Below are 21,176 nucleotides of genomic sequence, written 5' to 3'. Positions count from 1 at the left end.
GCGCCCGGAAACCGATCTCAGTGCTGCGGCGCCAGCGCGGCGAGCAGCGTTTTCGCATGCCGTCCTGCCTCGGGCGAGCGTTGGCAGATCAGCGCCGCCAGCGCCGCAGGGGAGGAATGCGCCGCCAGATCCTGTGCCGTCAGCGCCGCCGCCAGATACTTGTTGAGCACCGTCAGCAGCGCGTTCACCCCGGCATCCGGCAAGGCCAACCGGCGGATATCGTCGTGGTCGCGCAAGCCGGCCCCGGGGGCCACCCGCGCCAGCAGCCGATGCAGCACCTGGCGCACCGGTGCCTGCTGCGCCAGCGCGTCGGGCGTGCATTGCGCCAACAGCTGCGACAGCGGGCGATCGAACGCCTCCGTTTGCCGCGCGGCCAAGTGCAGCAGCGCCCGGTAACAGGCCAGCAGGCGTGGCAGCACCTGCTCGGGGAACGCATCCAGCCGCACGTCCCAGTTGATCAGAATGCCGTCGTCGACGTGGGCGACCTGCGCATCCAGCGCCACCTGCGGCCCCTGAGAGATGACCCAGCCGAGATGGCCGAAGGTGTCGGTGACCCGTTCGGAAAACAGCGTCTTGCCGCGGATGCCGAAACCGGCGGTAAACACCACCGGCGAAGGCTGCAGGCTGCCGTGCAGGCGCGACAGATCGCGCATCACGCTGACGCCGGGGTAATCCGCATGCTCGATCAGCTCAGCCAGCTGTGTCATCAGGCGCCGGCAGAAGGCGCTCAGATTTTCCGTCGGGTTCAGCTCCACGCCGAGCAGCACCAGGTTAGAGAAATCGCCGATGAGGCGATGCGCGTCCTCCCGCTCGCTCTCGCGGTGGAACAGCGGCACGTTGAGCCGAAAGCGCGTCATGTTCCAACCCTGGCCGACGGCCAGCGCGAACAGCGCTAAAAACAGCGTCGAGAGCGAGGTGTGGTGCCGTTTGGCGACGTCCTCCAGTGCGCGGCTTTCTTCCGCATTCAGCTGTATGGCCAGGCGATCGCTGCGGCAGCGGTCCGGCGTGCGCAGCAGGCGCGGCGCCGGTGGCACCTGCGCCAGGCGCTCACGCCACCAACGCTGGCCGCGTTCGCGTCGCTGGCGCAGCGCCTCGTCGGCGTCGCGCCGTTCGAGGTGGTCGAAGTAGGCCGGCGGCATGTCATGGGGGGGCGCCGGTGGGCACTGGTGATAAAACGCCGTCAGATCTTCCATCAACAGGCGGAAGCTCATGGCATCGCCGGCGATCATATCGAGATCGACATGCAGGCGGCTGCGCCCTTCCGGCAACAGGCTCAGGCTGATATCGCAGGGCACGCCCTGTTCCAGCGGCAGCAGCTGGGTACTTTTTGCCTGGCGTTTGGCGGCGAGCGCGGCTGCCAGCGTCGCTGTATCGGCGTGCCGCCAGTCGTCGAGATGCAAGGTGTGCCGGGGGCCGGGAGGCGCGATCGTCTGCCGGCCATCATCGGTAATGCGCAGGCGTAACAGCGGATGACGCAGGTACAGCGCATCGACGGCCTGGCGCAGTCGGGCGAGATCCAGCTCGCCGCCGTCGAATTCCGCATACAGGTGGGCGGCCATGCCGCCGAGGGGAGGAGCGGACTGTCGGCCTACCCAATAGGCGGCCTGCATCGTGGTCAAAGCTTTCATCGGGTATCCATTTTGATTCAGCCAACGAGACTGCAAGAATATATCCAAATGTTAATAGGAATGAAAATTATTATTATTTAATCCATTTGGCGCGAGGGTGCTATCTATAAGGGGTTTTAGCGATGCCGGGCAGGCAGGGCTTTGGGGGGGAATAATTTATCTATATTATTCTTAGCATTGAAATGATTGCTTGTTATTATAGCGCTTGTTTTACCTGCAAAAATATAAGGCTTTCTGGCTGTTTCCGTGCTCGGCTCCTCATCTTTGTTGATAATGATTTGCATTAGAAAATGCAAAATATTATCATTCTTAACACTATTTTACGTTTTTATACAAGCTGCCGGCCGCTTCGCCGGCGGCTTGGCCGTGGACGGGGCCGCGCTCGTTTGGCCGCGAAAAACATGGGTTTGCCGCAGGGATAAGCAACAGCAAGGCCGGGAAGGCCGCAGCGTCATGGTCTGTGTGAGTGTCGATGTAGGTTGTGTAAAAAAAATCAAATTTTGTGCACCTCTGGGATGAAAGGAGAAGACATCTATGGGCAAGCATTTTGCGGCTCAACGGCATGAAAGCGTAGGAAACGGGGAAAAAGCGGGGATGAAAGCCATTGGGGCGTTTTCCTCCGTATTTTTAGGGGTTTGTTCACTGGCGATCGGTAACGTCAACGCGGCGGAAACGAAGAGCAACGAAACCTACCAGGACGCGGAAACGCTGCTGGTTACCGGTGAGAAGGTCAAACGTTCTATTTTCGACACCAGTTCCAGCGTGCAGGTGTTCGACAGCAACCGCATCGCATCGATGCCCGACGCAGTGCAGATCCCCGATCTGCTGCGCATGACCCCCAACGTGGTGGATCTGGGCATCGGCAACGAACTTCCGACCGTGCGCGGTATCGACGGTTCCGGTCCGAACGTCGGCGCCAACGCCTTCCTCAGCGGCACCCGCCCGCGCCTCAACCTGTCGTTGGACGGCCGTTCGCTGACCTATAACGAACAGGCGTTCGGCCCGCAGTCGCTGTGGGATCTGGATCGCGTCGAAGTGTTCCTCGGCCCGCAAAGCTACATTCAGGGGCGCAACGCCATCGCCGGCGCCATCGTCATGGCCAGTAAAGATCCGACCTTCGAGTGGGAAAGCGCCTTCAAGGGCGGCGCCGGCAACCAACACTCTTCGCAGCTGGCCGCCATGGCGTCCGGCCCGCTGGTGGAAGATCAGCTGGCGTTCCGCGTCAGCGTCGATCGCCAGCGCCGCCGCAGCGAGGCCGATCTGCCGGCCTATGCGCCGGTGGGCGATCCGCGCGAAGTGGAAGCCACCACCGCCCGCGCCAAGCTGTTGTTCAATCCGGCCGGCTTGCGCGACCTGACTACCAAACTGACCTTTAACCATTTCGGCAGCACCGCACCACAGAACGAAAGCCTCAACCCGCAGCCGCACCCAACCAATCCGCGCCACGATCCGCGCCGCGCCGTGTTCAAAAGCAACATGAACAGCACCATCTGGGATCTGGCCTGGGAGGCCTCCGATGCGCTGACGTTGGAAAACCGCGTTATCTATACCGATTTCAACATCAACCGTCCTACCGCTTACAACATCCAATACGCCGAGATTGACGGCCAGGAAGTTCACGTAGAGCCGGTGGTGCGCTTCGGCGGCGCGGACAGTCGCCTGCACGGGCTGGCGGGGCTGCGTTATTTCCACGGTACGCAGGATGAGTTCGTCAACATCTTCGGCGGATCGACCTTCAAGGATAAAACCGATACCCATTCGGCGTTCGCTGAGCTGACCTATGCGCTGACGCCGCAGGTGGACGTGACCGCCGCCAGCCGTCTGGAACGCGAACACCGCCGCCGCGACGGCGGCAGTCAGGCGGTGCGTATCGACTTCGATGAAACCTACACCGTGTTCCTGCCGAAGCTGGACGTGGCCTGGAAACCGACGGATACCCAAACCTACGGCGCCAAGATCGCGCGCGGCTATAACGCCGGCGGCGGCGGCATCACGATCGGCACGCCGGTGGTCAGCTATACCTACGGTTCCGAGTATGTGTGGAACTATGAGCTGTACACCCGCCATCACCTGAAAGACGCCAACGTGGTGCTGACGGGTAACATCTTCTACAACGATTACAAAGACATGCAGCTGCCGTACTCGTTGGGTGAGAACTCCAGCGTGATCCGCAACGCCGACAAGGTGGAAACCTACGGCGCGGAAATCGGCGCCACCTGGCAGCCGCGTTGGGACTTTGAGCTGTTCGGCAACCTCGGCCTGCTGAAAACCGACATCAAGAAATTCTCGGGCAGCGGCGTGGAAGGGCATGAGCTGGCGCGCGCACCGGCTTACACCGCCAATATGGGCGCCAAATATCAGTTCCTGAAAGGGTGGGAGCTGAGCAGCAACGTGGCGTTTTCGGACTCCTATTACTCGGCGTATGACAACGATTCGCGCGGGCGTATCGGCTCCTATTGGACGGCCAACGCCCAGCTGGCTTACACCTTCGACTACGGCCGCGCCACGCTGTATGCGAAAAACCTGTTTGATTCCGACCGCCGCGAGATGGTCAGAAGTAATGACATCTACACGGCGACCCTGCAGCGAGGCCGCCTGGTCGGCGCGGCGGTTGAGCTGAATTTCTAACGCTATCGCGATGACGGGGGACGAATGTCCCCCGTTTTATGCGCTATCCCGGCACGGCCGGGCAGAGGAGATAACGCAGTGATCGGTGATTTTGACAGCATTCTGAGCGATGAAGAGGCCCAGCGGCTGGAGAGCGCGTTTCAGGCGCTGGGCGCGGCGTCGGCGAGCGGCGAGCGGCCGGTGAGCGAAGCCGAAGAGCGGGCATGGTTTGCCCATCTGCAGCAGGGTGACGCACGCGGGCAGCGGGCGTTGGCCTGGCGTTTGACGGGGGATGTGGATATCGCCCAATTGACGGCGGCGCTGCAGGCGCTGGTGCGGGAAACGCCGGGCGTGGACGTGCGCTACGTTTTTGATGACGAAAACGGCCTGGTGAAACGCCCCGCCGGCTCGGCGCCGTTGCCGGTGAGCCTTCGTCAGGTGGCGGACGAACAACAGGCCATTTGTCGCCTGCTGCAAGTGCAGGCAACGCCGTTTGTACTGGAAAGCGAAGCGCCGCTGCGCTGCCTGCTGTTGCTCACGCCGGGCGATAACGTGATTTTGGGCGTGGTCTTGCATGACATCCTGGCGGAAACGCTGCCGTGGCGTCATCTGCCGGCGATGCTGTCCGCCTGTTATAACGGGGACGCGATGCCTCTGCCTTTCGCGGCGGAGCCGGTCGAGCTGGCGGAAACTCCGGAGCCGCAGTTGCCGTGGGTGCGCCAGGCGGTCTCACTGCAGGATTATCGCAGCCCGGCGCAGCGCGCTGAAGCCTTACCGCCGGTGGGCGCGCGCGTGGTCACGCGCATTGCGCGCTCGCTGTTGCCCGCCAACGACACGCCGCGGGCGCTGCTGGCGGCGGTGGCGGCGCGGTTTGCCGAGTTCGTCGCCGCGCAGGCCGGCGGGCAAGCGGTGCAGCTGTGCGTGCCGGCAGCGGATACGGCGGAGTGCGTCGGCCTGGAGCTGGGCCTGACGGCACCGCCGCTGATGCGCCTGACCGTACAGCATGGCGAGGGCGACGCCGGGCAGCGGCTGCTGGCGCAAACCGTGGCTGAACAGCCGGATCCGCAACGGGCGCAGCTGCTGGTGGCCTGGCGCGACGATCTGGCCGCAGAGTGGCGGCTGGAAGGCGTTCACGCCGAACGCCTGTTGCTGCCGCCGCTGCATACGCCGTTTGAGCTGGCGCTGCTGCTGGAGTTGCCGGAGGAGGAAGCGCTGACGCTCGAGCTGGTCACCGATCCGCGCCTCTCTCCGCACGCGGCGCCTTTCCTGCTGGAGCAGTTCAGCGCCTTCCTGGCCGGGCAGCGGAGTGCCGTCGCATTGCCGGCGGCTGAGTCCGTTTCCCCGGCGATGGCCGCGCCGGCGGCGAACGGCGACGCGGACGAAAGCGTTGCACCGCTGATTTTGCAGGAGTTCCGTGAGGCGCTGGTGGCGCCGGAAATGACCCTGGATGAAGACTTCTTCGATCGCGGCGGCCATTCGCTGGTGGCCACCCGGGTGATCGGCCGTTTGCTGAGCCTGCATCAGATCGAAATCAACATTAACGATCTGTTCAGCCATCCGACGGCGCTCGGGTTGGCGGGCTATGCCAAACGCCTGAACGTTGCGCAGCCGAATGCCGCGGTGGCTACCGCCGACGATCATGATCGGGCGCAGGCACCGCTGTCGCTGGCGCAGGAATCGCTGTGGAAGGTGTATGAAGCCTTCGGCCATGACGAGATTTTCAACCTGCCGTTCTCTCTGCGCTTCTTCGATGCGGTGGATGAAACGGCGCTGCGTCAGGCGTTTATCGACGTCATGACTCGCCATACCGTGCTGCGTTCACGCTTCGTCGAGCAGCAGGGCGCGGTGGTGCAGGTGGTGGTGCCGGCCGCCGAACTTTCGGAGTACCAGTGGTTCCGCTTCTCCCACGAGACGCCGGCGGGCAACGCCGCCGCCCTGTTGGCCGACGCTGGCCAGCACCGGTTCGATCTGGCCGCCGAGCTGCCGCTGCGCGTCACGCTGCTGCGCGATGCGGACAACGGTCAGCAGCTGCTGTCGCTGCTGTTCCACCATGTGGTGCTGGATGAATGGTCGCTCAACCTGATGATGGATGAATTGGGCGTCGCCTACCGCCATCGCGTCGTCGGCCAGGCGCCGCAGTGGAGCGGGCAGCCGCCGCAGTTCCACACCTTCGCCCGGCAGCAGCGGGCCTCCGGGGTGCAGCAGCAACATCTGGACTACTGGCTCGACGCGCTGCGCGGCGCGCCGGTCGGCCAGCCGATCTTCCGGCAAGAGCCATCCACCCACCCGGCGGTGCCGGCACCGGCGGACGTCAACGGCGGCTGGCTGGAGTTCGAGGTCGATCCCGCCGTGGCGGAAGGCCTGTATCAGCTCGCCCGCCGCAACAACGCTTCGCTGTTCAACGTGGTGTATGCCGGGATTACCTCGGCGCTGCGCCTGCTTGGCGGCCCGGCGGATCTGTTGGTGGGCACCTCGACCTCCGGCCGTAACGACGCCGAGTTCTTCGATACCGTCGGCTACTTCACCACCGTGGTGGTGCACCGCGTGCGCTTCGACGAGGGGCTGACGGTGGCCGGGTTGGTCAGCCAGGTGAAAAACACCATCAACGGCTCGCTGCCGTACACCGATATTCCGATCGATCTGGTGGAGGAAGGGCTGTTCGGCGTGGACGCCGACCGCAAGAACCACATGTTCGAAGTGTTTATCCAGATCCACAGCCGCATCAAGCTGAACGGCGAGTTCCGGCTGCAGGACGGCAGCGCGATCGCCTACCGCCAGGTGGAGCCGGAAAAAGCCGAGTCGCTGCTTGGCCTGCAGTTTGAGGTGATGGAAGACGATCTGGCCGGGGCGAAATCCCTGCGGGTGATGATGACCTACCGCCAGGATCACTACAGCCGGGAGCAGGCCAATCTGATCGCCGACGGCGTTCAGCACGTCTTTACCCAGTTTGCGCAGCACATCGCTGGCGATATCGCTCTGGCGGCGCTGCCGCCCGGGCCGCAGGCATGACGTTGTTTCACTCTAACCGAAAGCATGATTTTCAAGGAGATAAAAGGATGTCTGGAACCCTAGCAACCCCGCGCGCGTTACTGTCGCTGCTGGTGGCGGCCTCTCTGGTGGTCGCCGGCGCTGCGCAGGCCGACGATGCCGGCATCAAACCGCAGGACATCAAGCGCGAGGCGCTGTCGTCGGCGGTGGTGGAGATGGCCTACAGCACCTCGCAACAGGCGTTGTTCGTCAGCGCGCCGGACTGGAAGGAAGAGGCGCGCTCCCGCGTGCTGCGGCTGGATCCCAACACCCTGGCGATCAAGGCGGAGATCCCGCTGCAGGTGAAAGGCTTCGGCGTGGCGCTGAACGATGCGGGCAATCGCCTGTACCTGACTCAGGGCTTCAACGGCGAAGTCGGGGTGGTGGACACCACCACCAACCACGCGCTGGGCAGCATCAAGCTGCTGGACAAAGCTGTGCTGGAGCAGGCCTACAAGCAGGCGGGCATCAGCGGCAAGCGCCTGGACTTCCTGCTGGCGGAGTTGAAGAAGTTCAAAATCACCGAGGACTACCTGTACCGCATTCGCGAGATCAAGTATGACGCGCAAAGCGGCCGCTTGTTCCTGCCGGGGCTGGGCTTCGGCGTCGACAGCGTGTTATACGTGGTCGATACCAAGGCCGGCAAGCTGGAGAAAGTGATCCCGGGCTTCGGCTACAACGCGGTGGGTATCACATTGGATGAGAAGGGCCGCCGGGTATTCGTCTCCAACATGCAGGGGCAGGTGATCACCCTGAACGCCGACACGCTGGCGATCACCGCCACCCACGAAGTGCAGGCCGATCAGCTGCTGAATCTGGTGTATGATCCGGCGAGCAATCGTCTGCTGGGTGTCGATCAGGGTATCGATCGCGATAACTACCGCAATCATCATCTGGGGCACGACTACGTGAAGCGCAGCAGCGGCCACCGGGTATTCGCGCTGGATGCGGACAGCGGCAAGGTACTGGCCAGCGAGCTGACGGATGAGGTGCCGATCGGCCTGCTGCTCGACGAGCGCAGCCAGCGGCTGTACGTCGCCAACCGCAAAGGCGTGCGCGTGGATCACGGCGCCGGGACGCTGACGGTGTTCGACGCCAAGACGCTTAAGCGTCTGCAAACCGTAGATCTGCCGCCGCACCCTAACAGTCTGGCGTTGGATCCGAAAGGCGACGCGCTGTTCGTGACGGTGAAAAACGACGGCGCTTCCACCAAGGCCGGCAAGCCGGAAAGCGTGGTGCGTATTCAGCTGCACACCAACTAACTGAATATAAATATAAAAAAGGGGCGCCGCGGCGCCCCTTTGTCATTGGGTCATGTCATCAGAAGTGGGTGTTGATGCTCATGTAGTAGGTGCGGCCCGGTTCGTTGTAGGTGGCCGCGCCTGCACCGGCGATGTTGATCGCGCCGGTGTTCGGATCGCCCACGTTCTGCGCGTTGCCGGCGCGGAACTGGCGTTTGTCGAACAGGTTATCGATGCCGGCGGTGAGGCTGACGTTTTTGGTCAGGTCATAGGTCGCGCTGGCGCCGACGACGGCATAAGGGCTGACCTCGCGGGTTTCGCCGCCGGTGGCCGGTTTACCCTGGTAGTTGTACTTCTTCGGCTTCTGACGGCCGTACCAGGTCAGGGTGGACTGCATCGACAGATCCTGCGTGGCCTGCCAGCTGAGGGTCGAGTTGACGGTGAACTTCGGGATCACCGACAGGTAATCGCCGGTGGTCTTGTTCTTGTTCTCGATCATGTAGGTGGCGTTGTTGCTCCAGGTGACGGTCTCGCTGACCGGCACGTTCAGCGAGCCTTCCAGCCCTTGCACCACCGCTTTCGGCACGTTTTCCCACTGATAGACCGCCGTGCCGGTGCTGCTGGTGGCGATGCGAGAGTTACCCGCCTCAATCTTGTTGTGGTAATCGTTGCGGAAGTAGGTCACGCCGGCCAGCCAGCCTTCGTTATGGAATTCCAGCCCGATCTCTTTGTTGACGCTGGTCTCCGCCTTCAGATCGTCGTTGCCCAGCAGGTAGCAGCCGTTTTTGGTATCGCTGCCGGCACATCCCTGACCTTTGCTGTACAGCAGATAGTTGCCGTTGGTCTGGAACAGCGTCGGCGCTTTGTAGGAACGCGCGATGCCCATCTTCAGCGTGAAGTAGTCGCCCAGTTCCTGCGACAGGTTCAGCGCCGGGCTCCAGTTATTGCCGGATTCCGAATGCAGATCGTAGCGCAGGCCCGGCGTCAGCATGGTGGTGTCGGTCAGTTCAATGTTGTCTTCGGCGAACAGCGAGAAGATATGCGCGGAAGCATAAGGGCTGCGCGTACCGGTAGTCATGCCGGGAATGGTGCCGCCCATCAGCGTTTGGCTGGTGGACGTGCCGTCTTTCATCCGCTGCTGGGTCCACTCGGTGCCCAGAGTGGCGGTCTGGGCAACGCCCAGTTCAAACGGCACGCTGACTTCGCTGTGCGCCAGGAAGTCGTCCAGCTTGGTGGTGCCGAAGCCGGTGTTTTTGGTGTCGAAGATGCCTTCGGTGCCGCCGGCCAGCCCTTCGTTCAGGCGGGTGTTGCGGGTGCGCTCAAACTGCACGTAGTTGTTGGTGCTCACGCCGTTGTCCCAGGCGCCGCGGTGGGTCAGGCCGAAGGTTTCACGGTAGATGCGGTTGGTCTCTTCGCCGTAGTTGCTCTGCACCAGGGCGTTGGTGTTGGTGTTCTGGGTATCGCCGGCGTACAGGTTGCCCTGGCGGCCGTAAGCGTACTCGAACTCCAGCGACTGCAGATGGGCGAAGTCCCAGTGCAGCAAGGCGTCGATATTTTTATCGACCACCCCTTCACGCCCGGCCGGGACGCTGTTGGCGTAGGCGCCGACGCGTTCGGACTTATGCGATTCGTTAATGTCCCAGGCGTCGGCCTGCGTTTTGCTGTAGCCGCCGAACAGACGGAAGCTCAGGGAATCGCTCAGCGGGCCGGACAGGCTGAAGTCGGTGCGTTTGGTGGCGCCCTCCTGCTTGTGTTGCGGCACGTTGAAGTAGCCGTTCAGCGAGCCGTGCAGCGCATCGCCGGCCTTCTTGGTGATGATGTTGACCACGCCGCCCGCGGCGCCGTTGCCGTAGCGCGCCGCAGCAGGGCCGCGCAGCACTTCGATGCGCTCGATCATTTCCGGCGGCACCCAGGCGGTATCGCCGCGCGAGTCGCGCTCGCCGCGCCAGCCCTGACGCACCGAGTTGCGGCTGGAGGCCGGTTTGCCGTCGATCAGAATCAGGGTGTTTTCCGGGCCCATGCCGCGGATATCGATCTGGCGGTTGTTGCCGCGCTGGCCGCTGGTGGAGTTGCCGGTCAGGTTAACCCCGGGCATGGTGCGGATCAGTTCGCTGATGTCGCGCGCCGGCGGGCGTTTCTTGATCTCATCGGCGGTGATGGTGGACACCCCAGGCGCCTGCAGGTTCTGCCGGGCGGCGGTCACGACGATGGTGTCTTCGCCGCGCGGCTTTTTATCCGCTGCGCCGCTGTTTTCTTCCGTGGTGGGGGTGTCGGTCTGCTGCGCGGCGTTGGCGAACGCGGACGCGCCCAATCCCAAGCCGATAAGAGTGGCTAAAGAATAACGTGATAGCTTGCTTTTCATTTGAGTGTCCTACCTTGCTGCCATCCCTCGCCGAACGGGGGGAAGGGCGGTTGTAGTTTTTGTGTAGTCGGAAATAGAAAATCGGCTGCGGCAAGGGATGCCATTGATGTATCCCCGATCCCTGTCCGTTGCGCGCAATACCAGCACGATCTCCAAGCCTTACACACTATTGCAAATGCAAATTATTATCAATAGTATTTGGCGTACAGTGCGTTCGGGCGGTGGCCGGCGATAGGGAAAAGTCGACGTTCCCGGTGCCGCCAACTACAAAATGGGTAGGCGTTGTGAATACAGAACTACAGTCAGAAAGCAGCAGATTATTGGCCAGCAGCAATGCGGGCAGTCCAGGATGGTGGTTGACGGTGGCACGGCGCGGTACGCCATGGGTAGAACCGGCGGGTAACGGCCGCTGGCGAACCACCTTTTTCTGGCGCGATCCTCAGGGATGCGAATTGACCTCCGCCTACCGCCGCGTGTGGATCAACATCAACTGCCTGACCGACCATCACCAGCCGAATCCGCCGCAAAGCCTGCAGCGTTTGGCCGGCACCGACGTGTGGTACTGGCAGACCGAGCTGAGCGGCGCCTGGCGCGGCAGCTACTGCTTTATTCCCTGCTTTGACGAGCGGCCGCCGGCGTTCAGCGGCGACGATGCGCACGCCAACATGCACAACCTGCGCCACTGGTGGCACCAGGTGTTCGCCAGCGCCACCCCCGATCTGCTCAACCCGTATCGCTCCTGGCAAAGCGCCAGCGGCCACAGCGTCTCCGGCCTGCACATGCCGGATGCGCCGCCGCAGCCGGTATGGCGTTCGTTCGACGAGTATGAGATCGCCAGCGGGCGCTGCACGCCGCCGCTGCCGGCGCGTTTGCAGCGCCATACCTGGCAGAGCGAGCGCCTGGGCAACAGCCGCGACGTTTGGATCTACACCACCGGCGACAGCAAGCCGGCCGAGCGTCCGTTGGCTATCCTGCTCGACGGTCAGTTCTGGGCGAAGCAGATGCCGGTCTGGGAGCCGCTGATGCAGCTGACCCGCGAGGGGGCGTTGCCGGAAGCGGTGTATGTGTTGATCGACATCATCGATCTGCCGCACCGGGCGCGAGAATTAACCTGTAAGGACGATTTCTGGCTGGCGGTGCAGGAAGAACTGATGCCGCAGCTGGCCGACTGGGCGCCGCACAGCGACAAACCGGCCGATACGGTGGTGGCGGGGCAAAGCTTTGGCGGCCTGGCTTCCCTGTATGCCGGGCTGCGCTGGCCGCAGTGCTTCGGCGCGGTAATTACCCAGTCCGGTTCCTACTGGTGGCCGCGGCGCGACATGTTGCAGCTGCCGAGCATTCCCGACGACGCCTGCTGGCTGATGCAGCAGGTGGAACGACACGGCCTGGGCAACCACGGCGCGCTGAAGGTATTTATGGAAGCCGGTTCGCAGGAAAAGCTGGTGCACCGGGTCAGCGGCGAAATGGCGGCGCGCCTGAGCGACGCCGGCCATCGGGTGCACTACCGGGTGGTGGAAGGCGGGCACGACGCGCTGTGCTGGCGCAGCGGCCTGACCGACGGGCTGCAGGCGGTCTGGGCCTCCGCTTTCGCCACCGCTCATCCGGCATCGGCGACGGCAACGGCACGAGGAACACATGATGGAAAGCCTGAATCCGTTCGATGATCAACAGCAGCGCAGCCTGGTGCTGCGCAACGTACAACAACAATACAGTTTGTGGCCGGATTTCCGCGCCATTCCGTCCGATTGGACGATCGTCTTCGGCCCGGCGGCGCGCACCGCGTGCACCGAGTGGCTGGAACAGCATTGGCAAGACATTCTGCCGGTCGCAGCAAGCAAGGCGTGACCGGCGCCAGGTAATCACGGGAGCAATAAGCAGTGTCACACACCCCTAACTCTCTCAGCGGCCCGGCGCTTGCGGGCGAATGGCCGCTGGTCGCGGCGCAACCCGGCATCTGGGTCGCCGATCAAATCTCCCCGCATCGCAATGCCTACGCGGTGGCCCACGCCATCGAACTCAACGGCCCCATTGCCGTGGAGCCTCTGCTGCAGGCCATCATCCAGGGCCTGGGCGAGGTGGACATGCTGCGCCTGCGTTTTGCGGAACGCGACGGCGTGCCGGTGCAATGGCTGGATGACGCGCTGGCGGTGCACGAGCCGGAACTTGTCGATCTGACGACGTCGCCGGATCCCGAAGCCGCCGCGCGCGCGCTGATGGACATCGATCTGGCGAGCGATCTGCGCGCCGGCAGCGGCGCGCCGCTGTATCGCCATGTGGTGATGCGCCTGGCGGATAACCGCTGGTTCTGGTATCAGCGCTATCACCATCTGCTGGTGGACGGTTTCAGCTTCACCGCCATCGCTCGCCGCGTGGCGGCGATTTACACCCATATTTGCCGCGGCGACGCGCTGGAACCGACGCCTTTCACGGCGTTCAGCGACGTGGTGGCGGAATACCAGGCTTACCGGGAGGCGCCGGCCTGGCAACGCGACGCCGATTTCTGGCTCGAAAAAGCGCGGCAGTTGCCGCCGCCGGCCACGCTCTGCCCACAGCCGCTGGCCGGGCAAACCCCCACGCCGCGCATCCATCGATTGGAACAGCGCTGCGATCCGCAGGCCTTCGCCGAACTGGTGCAATGCGGCGCGCAGCAGAAGCTGAACGCCGCCGATATGGCGGTGGCGCTGGTGGCGCTGTGGGTATCGCGCCTGAGCGGCCAACCGAGTTTCAGCGCCGGTTTTATCTTCATGCGCCGTACCGGATCGGCCGCCCTGTGCGCCGCCGGGCCGGTGATCAACGTGCTGCCGATGGAGATGCATCTCGAGCCGCAGGCCACGCTGTATGAGGCCGCCGCCCGCATCAGCCGCGAGCTGAAAACGGTGCGCCGCCATCAGCGCTACGACGCCGAGCAGGTGCAGCGCGATCTGGGGCGCATCGGCGACGGCGAACCGCTGTACGGCACGGTCTTCAACTTCAAAATGTTCGATTACCAGCTGGATTTCGCCGGTATCGAAGGCATCACTCACGATCTGGCCTCCGGGCCGGTGCGCGATCTGGAGATTGCGCTGTTTATCGACGAACACCATCAGTTGAAGGTGGAGCTGCTGGCCAACGCCGAGCGTTACGGCCGCCAGGAACTGCAGGCGCACCTGCAGCGGCTGCCGCTGCTGCTGGCGCAGTTCGCCGCGCAGGCAACGTTGCCGATCGGCGAAGCCGATATGCTGACCGCCGACGATCATGCGCTGCTGGCGCGGGTCAACGACACGGCGCACCCGGTGCCGGCGACCACGCTGAGCCAGCTGCTGGCGCAGCAGGCGCAAACCACGCCGGACGCGCCGGCGCTGGCGGATGCGCATTTCAATTTCACCTACCGCGAAACGCGCGAGCAGGTCATGGCGCTGGCGCGCGAGCTGGTTGCGCAGGGCGTGCGGCCGGGCGACATCGTGGCGGTGGCGCTGCCGCGTTCGGTGTTCCTGTCGCTGGCGTTGATGGCGATCGTGGAAGCGGGCGCCGCCTATCTGCCGCTGGACACCGGTTATCCGGACGAGCGGCTGGCGATGATGCTGGAAGACGCCGCGCCCCGGCTGGTCATCACCAACCCGGCGCAGCAGGCGCGGTTCGCCGACAAGGGCGAAATTTTGCTGTATGACGCGCCGCTGCCGGCCGATCACGCCGCCGGGGTGGCGATCGCGGGCCCGACGCCGAACCATGCGGCCTATATCATCTTTACCTCCGGCTCCACCGGGCGCCCGAAAGGCGTGCTGGTCGGCCATCAGGCGATCGTCAACCGCTTGCTGTGGATGCAGCACCAGTATCCGCTGGGGGCGGACGACGCGGTGCTGCAGAAAACGCCGTGCAGTTTCGACGTCTCGGTATGGGAATTCTTCTGGCCGCTGATGGTCGGCGCCCGGCTGGTGATGGCGCCGCCGGAGGCGCACCGCGATCCGCAGCAGCTGCAACAGCTGATCGCGCAGCACCGCATTACCACGCTGCACTTCGTGCCGTCGATGCTGGCGGCTTTCGTTGCCGCCCTGGACGACGACGCGGCGGTGGCGAGCTGCGCCGCGCTGCGCCAGGTGTTCTGCAGCGGCGAAGCGCTGCCGGCGGAGCTGTGCCGCCTGTGGCAAAGCCGCACGGCGGTGCCGCTGCACAACCTCTACGGCCCGACCGAAGCGGCGGTGGACGTGACCTGGCATCCGGCCTACGGCGACGCGCTGGCGAAGGTGACCGGCGCCAACGTGCCGATCGGCCTGCCGGTATGGAACACCGGGCTGCGCATTCTTGACGCGCGCCTGCGGCCGGTGCCGCCGGGCGTGGCGGGCGATCTGTATCTGACCGGCGTGCAGCTGGCGCACGGCTACCTTGGCCGGCCGGATCTGACCGCCAGCCGCTTTGTCGCCGATCCGTTCGGCGAGGGCGGGCGCATGTACCGCACCGGCGACGTGGCGCGCTGGCTGCCGGACGGCGCGGTGGAATATTTGGGCCGCAGCGACGATCAGCTGAAGATCCGTGGGCAGCGGATCGAGCTGAGCGAAATCGACCACGCCTTGCTGTCGCTGCCGGGCGTGCGCCAGGCGGTGACGCACGCGCTGGTGTTGCAGGGCACGCCGGTGGACGCTGGCGGCGATGCGCGCCAGTTGGCGGGCTATCTGGTGATGCAGCCTGGCGCGAGCTGGGATGCGGAAGCCCTGCGCGCGGCGCTGGCCGACCGGCTGCCGCCGCACATGGTGCCGGTGGCGCTGGTGGAAATGAGCGATTTGCCGCTGAGCGCCAACGGCAAGCTGGATCGCAAGGCCTTGCCGCAGCCGCAGGGCGGCGAGCGCAAGGCTGGACGGCCGCCGCAGGCCGGGCTGGAAAGCGAGATCGCGGCGGTATTTGCCCGATTGCTGCAGCGCGAGCAGGTGTTCGCCGATGACGATTTCTTCGCGCTCGGCGGCCATTCGCTGCTGGCGATGCGGCTGGCGGCGGAGCTGCGCCGCGATCTGGGCAAGGCGGTGTCCGTCGGCCAGGTAATGGTGGCGTCGCGCGTCGAGCAGCTGGCTGTCTTGTTAGCGGAAGATCGCACGCAGGAAGAGGCCGATCGCAGCGGCTTCGACAGCGTATTGCCGCTGCGCGTCACCGAGGGGCCGACGCTGTTCTGTCTGCACCCGGCGTCCGGTTTCTCTTGGCAGTTCAGCGTATTGCCGCGCTATCTCGATCAGCACTGGTCGCTGGTCGGTATCCAGTCGCCGCGGCCGGACGGCCCGCTGGCACTGAGCGAAGATATGGATCAGGTGGTGGATGCCCACCTGCAGACGGTGTTGCAGGTACAGCCGCACGGGCCGTACCACTTCATCGGCTATTCGCTGGGCGGCACGCTGGCGCAGGGCATTGCCGCCCGGCTGCAGGCGCGCGGCGAGCAGGTGGCGTTCCTCGGCCTGCTGGATACCTATCCGCCGGAGACCCAAAACTGGGACGTGATGCTGGACGACAACGTGTTGAAGGAGGTGCAGCGCGAGCGCGAGCAGTTCCTGGCGGTGTCGCAGGATACGCTCGATCCGGCGCTGGGCGAGACGCGCACCGCGATGTTCGACAACATTGAAGCCAACTACGCCGACTCGGTGCGGTTGTTGTCGCACACGCGTACTGCCCGTTTCCACGGCCAGGCGACGCTGTTCGTCGCCAAACGCACGCTGCAGGAAGGGATGGACGTGCAGCAAACCTGGTCGCAGTACGTCGATGCGCTGCAGGCGCACGAGCTGGACTGTGCGCATGTCGATATCGTTTCGCCGGCGTCGTTCAAAGTGCTGGGGCCGCTGCTGAACCGGATCTTGCGCACGCTGTAATCGCGTCCGTCATCTCGCCGCCAGGCACGGGGATGACCCCGCGTGTGGCGGCGTTTCTTGCGGTTGCTCACGGTTGAATATCAATGAGTTTTATTATCATTATTGATTTCGCCATCTGTGCTAGCATAGCGCCCCGCAACTGCAGAATCCCCGTTTAACGATGTGGTGAAAAACCGATGAGTAGCAAACCCTCCATCCTGCTTGATTTTAGCCTGCTGAAAACCAACCGGGCTTTCCGCGCGGTATTCTGCGCGCGCTTTATTTCCATTGTGGCGCTGGGGCTGATGGCGATCGCCATCCCGGTGCAGATCCAGGCGCTGACCGGTTCCACCCTGCAGGTCGGGCTGGCGGTGACGCTGGCCGGCGGCGGCATGTTCGCCGGGCTGCTGATGGGGGGCGTATTGGCCGATCGCTATGAGCGGCGCCGACTGATCCTGTTCGCGCGCTCCACCTGCGGCATCGGCTTCGTCGGCCTGTGCCTCAACGCCCTGTTGCCGTCGCCTTCGCTGGCGGCCATTTATCTGCTGGCGGTGTGGGACGGCTTCTTCGGCGCGGTGGGAGTGACGGCGCTGCTGGCGGCCACGCCGGCGCTGGTGGGCCGCGAAAACATCGTGCAGGCGGGCGCCATCAGCATGCTGACGGTGCGCTTCGGCTCGATCCTTTCTCCGGCGATCGGCGGCCTGGTGATCGCCCATATGGGCATTGCCTGGAACTACGGCCTGGCGGCGTTCGGCACCCTGCTGACGCTGCTGCCGCTGCTGAGCCTGCCGCAGCTGATGCCGCCGCCGCAGCCGCGTGAACACCCGCTGCGCGCGCTGGCGGGCGGTTTCGCCTTCCTGTTCCAGAACAAGGTGATCGGCATGGTGGCGCTGATCGGCGCGCTGCTGACCATGGCCAGCGCGGTGCGCGTGCTGTACCCGGCGATGGCGGAAAGCTGGCACATCGACGCCGCCCACCTCGGCTATATGTACGCCGCCGTGCCGCTCGGCGCCGCCATCGGCGCGTTCACCAGCGGTCGCGTGGCGCACGTGGCGCGCCCCGGCTGGGTGATGCTGCTGACGGCGATCGCGGCGTTCGCCGCCATTGGCCTGTTCGGCCTGATGCCGTGGTACAGCCTGGCGTTGCTGTGCCTGGTGGCGTTCGGCTACCTGAGCGCGCTGAACTCGCTGCTGCAGTACGGCCTGATCCAGAGCCTGACGCCGGACAACTTCCTCGGCCGCATCAACGGCCTGTGGACGGCGCAGAACGTGGTGGGCGATGCGCTGGGCGCACTGCTGCTGGGGGCGATGGGCGCCTTTATGCTGCCGGCGATGAGCGCCAGCGGTTTCGGCTTCGGCGCGGCGCTGCTCGGCATCCTGTTGCTGTTCGCCATGACCGGTTTACGCCAGGTGACGCTGCACAAACCGGAGCCGCAGCCCGCCACAGAAAAGTAGTCGAACGCGTTAAGACAACGCTGTGGGATCAAATAGCAATGCTTATCATCGGCATGCGTAAAACCCACAGCGTTTATGTCATGATTTTGAAATGAAAGAAGTGCTTACGTTTATTGACATGGCAAATATCGGCGAGTAATTTAGCGCGGAATTAACTCAAATGATAATCATTATTATATTGGTTATCACTTCAAAATCTGAGGGCGAAGCGATGGATACTGCCGTGAACGACATCAATCGAAAGGAAATGCAGGAGCGCGAAGAACACCGGTTCGCCGCTGATTTTTCTCCGGCGTCGGGCTTCTTCTTTACCTCCCCTTTCCGCAGCTTGACCACCACCGGATGTTTCAGCCGCATTCGCCTGCCGGCCGCGGACGGCGCCGATCTGAACGGCGAGTTCCAGCGCAGCATGCGGCAGGCGTTTGCCGAGGCTCGTCAGGCCGGCATCAAAAATCCGCTGCTGTGCGGCGCTATCCCGTTCGATACCCGGCAGCCTTCGGCGCTGTTTATTCCGCAGCAGAGCCGCTGGTTCGATCGCGCCGCTTTTATGGCCGGCGTTCAGCCGGCGGCAGAGGGGCCGGAGCTGGCTGGCATAACGGAGCTGCCGCCGCAGCAGCCGTTCATGAACATGGTCAGCGATGCCGTTGACGCGATGAAGGCCGGTGAGCTGGATAAAGTGGTCTTGTCGCGCCTGCTGGAGATCGAAACGCGCCGGCCGGTGGATCGCCATGCGCTGATGGCGCGCGTGATCGCCCAAAACCCGCACGGTTTCCACTTCCACGTGCCGCTGGAGCAGGGCGCGCTGTTGGGCGCCAGCCCGGAGCTGCTGCTGCGCCAGGACGGCGGCCGTTTCTACTCCAACCCGCTGGCCGGTTCCGCCCGGCGCGATGCCGACCCGCAGCGCGATCGCGAAGTGGGGGAGCGGCTGATGGCCTCGGCGAAAGATCGCCACGAGCATCGCATCGTCACCGAAAGCATGCGTGACGTGCTGGCCGGCCGCTGCCGCTACCTGAACGTGCCGCACACCCCTGAACTGTTGACCACCACCACGCTGTGGCATCTCTCCACGCCGATCGACGGCGAGGCGGCGTCTCCAGACGAAAATGCCCTGTCGCTGGCCTGCCTGCTACACCCGACGCCGGCGCTGTGCGGCATGCCGACGGCCCAGGCACACGCCCTGATCGGCAAGCTGGAGCCGTTCGATCGCGGCCTGTTTGGCGGCATCGTCGGCTGGTGTGATGACGAAGGCAACGGCGAGTGGGTAGTGACTATCCGCTGCGGCACCGTTGACGGCAACCGGGTGCGGCTGTTCGCCGGTGCCGGCATTGTGGAAGACTCTTCACCCGAATCTGAATGGCATGAAACAGGCACCAAACTCAGCACCATTCTGCGTGCCTTTGGTATGAATCAAGGATAACGACAAGATGAGCATTGCCTTTACCCCCTGGCCGGCGGAGTTCGCCAGCCGCTATCGCGAGCGCGGCTACTGGATTGACAAGCCGCTGACCGAGATCCTCGACCGCCAGGCCAACAACGACGCCCCGGCGATTATCGACGCCCAGGGCAGCCTGACCTACCGCGAGTTGCAGCAGCGCTCCGATCGCCTGGCGGCCGCTCTGCTGCGCCGCGGCGTAAAATCCGGCGACACCGCGTTGGTTCAGCTGGGCAACGTGGCGGAGTTCTATATCGTGTTCTTCGCGCTGCTGAAAATTGGCGTGGCGCCGGTCAACGCGCTGTTCAGCCATCAGCGCAGCGAGCTGAATGCCTATGCCGAGCAGATCAAACCGGCGCTGCTGATCGCCGATCGCCAGCACGCGCTGTTTGCCGACGATCAATTCCTGAACGCCTTCCGCGATGCGCATCCTTCGCTGCGGGTTGTGGCGCTGCGCAGCCAGCCCGAGGGCGAGCTGGCGCTGGCCGCCTGGCTGGACGAGGCGAGCGACGGTTTTGTCGCGCAGCCTTCCGCGGCCGATCAGGTGGCGTTCTTCCAGCTTTCCGGCGGCAGCACCGGCACGCCGAAGCTGATCCCGCGCACCCACAATGATTACTACTACAGCATTCGCCGCAGCGTGGAGATCTGCCGTTTCGACGCGCAGACCCGCTACCTGTGCGCGCTGCCGGTGGCGCATAACTACCCGATGAGTTCGCCGGGCGTGCTGGGCGTGTTTTATGGCGCCGGGCTGGTGGTGTTCGCCGCCGATCCGGACGCCGGGCAGTGCTTCCGTCTGATCGAACAGCACCAAATCAACGTGACGGCGCTGGTGCCGCCGGCGGTCACGCTGTGGCTGCAGGCGATCGAAGAGTGGGGCGGCAATGCCCAGCTCGCCAGCCTGAAACTGCTGCAGGTGGGCGGCGCCAAGCTGGGCGAGACGCTGGCGGCGCGCATTCAGAACGAAATCGGCTGCCAACTGCAGCAGGTGTTCGGCATGGCGGAAGGGCTGGTGAACTACACCCGGCTGGACGACGACGAACGCCACATCCTGACGACGCAAGGGCGGCCAATGTCGCCGGACGACGAGGTGTGGGTGGCGGATGACGACGGCAATCCATTGCCGGCGGGCGAGGTCGGCCGGTTGATGACGCGCGGGCCTTATACCTTCCGCGGTTACTACCAAAGCCCGGCGCACAACGCCGACGCCTTCGACGCCGACGGTTTCTACTGCTCCGGCGATCTGATCAGTATCAGCGAAGACGGCTACATCACCGTGCAGGGGCGGCAGAAAGATCAGATCAACCGCGGCGGAGAGAAGATCGCCGCCGAGGAGATCGAGAACCTGCTGCTGCGTCATCCGGACGTGATCAACGCCGCGCTGGTGTCGATGCCGGACGCGCTGATGGGGGAGAAGAGCTGCGCCTATATCATCGCCAACGCGCCGCTGAAGCCGGTGGTGCTGCGCCGCCACCTGCGCGAGCAGGGCGTGGCGGACTTCAAACTGCCGGATCGCTTTATTCAGGTGGACAGCCTGCCGCTGACCCCGGTCGGCAAAGTGGACAAAAAACGGCTGCGCCAGCAGCTCGACGCGCAACTACAGACTCAGGCTCAGGGAGATTAATCG

Annotated in this window: 11 protein-coding genes; 9 read left to right on the top strand and 2 right to left on the bottom strand. The window is 64.2% G+C overall.

Annotated elements, in window-relative coordinates:
- Positions 1 to 17: 17 nt before the first annotated feature.
- Positions 18 to 1,628: a condensation domain-containing protein gene (locus ACJ8HH_RS16250; RefSeq protein WP_060438180.1), complete on the bottom strand. Its 1,611-nt coding sequence runs from the start codon at positions 1,626 to 1,628 to the stop codon at positions 18 to 20.
- A 534-nt stretch (positions 1,629 to 2,162) separates the two neighbouring features.
- On the opposite strand from ACJ8HH_RS16250, the gene ACJ8HH_RS16245 reads away from it, so the two are divergent.
- From ACJ8HH_RS16245 to ACJ8HH_RS16235, 3 genes are all read left to right on the top strand, one after another.
- Positions 2,163 to 4,256, top strand: a complete 2,094-nt coding sequence (locus ACJ8HH_RS16245) for a TonB-dependent receptor (RefSeq protein ID WP_033636744.1) — start codon at positions 2,163 to 2,165, stop codon at positions 4,254 to 4,256.
- Positions 4,257 to 4,334: 78 nt separating this feature from the next.
- Entirely contained in the window at positions 4,335 to 7,244 is a 2,910-nt protein-coding gene (locus ACJ8HH_RS16240; RefSeq protein ID WP_060451780.1) for a condensation domain-containing protein, read from the top strand.
- Positions 7,245 to 7,291: 47 nt separating this feature from the next.
- Complete coding sequence (locus ACJ8HH_RS16235; RefSeq protein ID WP_033636746.1) at positions 7,292 to 8,524, top strand: YncE family protein; 1,233 nt, start codon at positions 7,292 to 7,294, stop codon at positions 8,522 to 8,524.
- 58 nt (positions 8,525 to 8,582) lie between these two features.
- On the opposite strand, the gene ACJ8HH_RS16230 is transcribed toward ACJ8HH_RS16235, so the two are convergent.
- Positions 8,583 to 10,865: a TonB-dependent siderophore receptor gene (locus ACJ8HH_RS16230; protein ID WP_033636747.1), complete on the bottom strand. Its 2,283-nt coding sequence runs from the start codon at positions 10,863 to 10,865 to the stop codon at positions 8,583 to 8,585.
- A gap of 284 nt (positions 10,866 to 11,149) precedes the next feature.
- Between ACJ8HH_RS16230 and fes the strand changes: the two genes are divergently transcribed.
- The 6 genes from fes (at position 11,150) to ACJ8HH_RS16200 (ending at position 21,173) form a co-directional block, all read left to right on the top strand.
- Positions 11,150 to 12,529: an enterochelin esterase gene (gene fes / locus ACJ8HH_RS16225; protein ID WP_072265093.1), complete on the top strand. Its 1,380-nt coding sequence runs from the start codon at positions 11,150 to 11,152 to the stop codon at positions 12,527 to 12,529.
- Positions 12,504 to 12,710 (top strand): MbtH family protein, encoded by a 207-nt coding sequence (locus ACJ8HH_RS16220; RefSeq protein WP_033636748.1) that lies wholly within the window; start codon positions 12,504 to 12,506, stop codon positions 12,708 to 12,710. The genes fes and ACJ8HH_RS16220 overlap by 26 nt, the downstream gene beginning before the upstream one ends.
- Before the next feature lie 32 nt (positions 12,711 to 12,742).
- Entirely contained in the window at positions 12,743 to 16,687 is a 3,945-nt protein-coding gene (locus tag ACJ8HH_RS16215; RefSeq protein ID WP_060451781.1) for an enterobactin synthase subunit F, read from the top strand.
- A 176-nt stretch (positions 16,688 to 16,863) separates the two neighbouring features.
- Entirely contained in the window at positions 16,864 to 18,120 is a 1,257-nt protein-coding gene (entS, locus tag ACJ8HH_RS16210; protein WP_033649954.1) for an enterobactin transporter EntS, read from the top strand.
- Positions 18,121 to 18,331: 211 nt separating this feature from the next.
- Positions 18,332 to 19,537 carry an isochorismate synthase gene (locus ACJ8HH_RS16205; protein WP_060426547.1) on the top strand — a complete coding sequence of 402 codons (1,206 nt, stop codon included), beginning with the start codon at positions 18,332 to 18,334 and terminating at the stop codon, positions 19,535 to 19,537.
- Between the two features lie 7 nt (positions 19,538 to 19,544).
- Positions 19,545 to 21,173 (top strand): (2,3-dihydroxybenzoyl)adenylate synthase, encoded by a 1,629-nt coding sequence (locus ACJ8HH_RS16200; protein ID WP_060417702.1) that lies wholly within the window; start codon positions 19,545 to 19,547, stop codon positions 21,171 to 21,173.
- Positions 21,174 to 21,176: the final 3 nt, after the last annotated feature.

Source organism: Serratia sp. CY32780, from assembly GCF_052169135.1.
In the GTDB taxonomy this organism is placed as follows: domain Bacteria; phylum Pseudomonadota; class Gammaproteobacteria; order Enterobacterales; family Enterobacteriaceae; genus Serratia; species Serratia sarumanii.
The sequence above is the reverse complement of the archived record's forward strand: the minus strand, read 5'-3'. Positions and strand labels throughout refer to the sequence as shown.

Excerpts from the sequence above, each read along its gene's own strand:
- ACJ8HH_RS16250 (WP_060438180.1), bottom strand. The coding sequence starts at position 1,628 with ATGAAAGCTTTGACCACGATGCAGGCCGCCTATTGGGTAGGCCGACAG.
- ACJ8HH_RS16245 (WP_033636744.1), top strand. The coding sequence starts at position 2,163 with ATGGGCAAGCATTTTGCGGCTCAACGGCATGAAAGCGTAGGAAACGGG.
- ACJ8HH_RS16235 (WP_033636746.1), top strand. The coding sequence starts at position 7,292 with ATGTCTGGAACCCTAGCAACCCCGCGCGCGTTACTGTCGCTGCTGGTG.
- ACJ8HH_RS16230 (WP_033636747.1), bottom strand. The coding sequence starts at position 10,865 with ATGAAAAGCAAGCTATCACGTTATTCTTTAGCCACTCTTATCGGCTTG.
- ACJ8HH_RS16220 (WP_033636748.1), top strand. The coding sequence starts at position 12,504 with ATGGAAAGCCTGAATCCGTTCGATGATCAACAGCAGCGCAGCCTGGTG.
- entS (WP_033649954.1), top strand. The coding sequence starts at position 16,864 with ATGAGTAGCAAACCCTCCATCCTGCTTGATTTTAGCCTGCTGAAAACC.
- ACJ8HH_RS16205 (WP_060426547.1), top strand. The coding sequence starts at position 18,332 with ATGGATACTGCCGTGAACGACATCAATCGAAAGGAAATGCAGGAGCGC.
- ACJ8HH_RS16200 (WP_060417702.1), top strand. The coding sequence starts at position 19,545 with ATGAGCATTGCCTTTACCCCCTGGCCGGCGGAGTTCGCCAGCCGCTAT.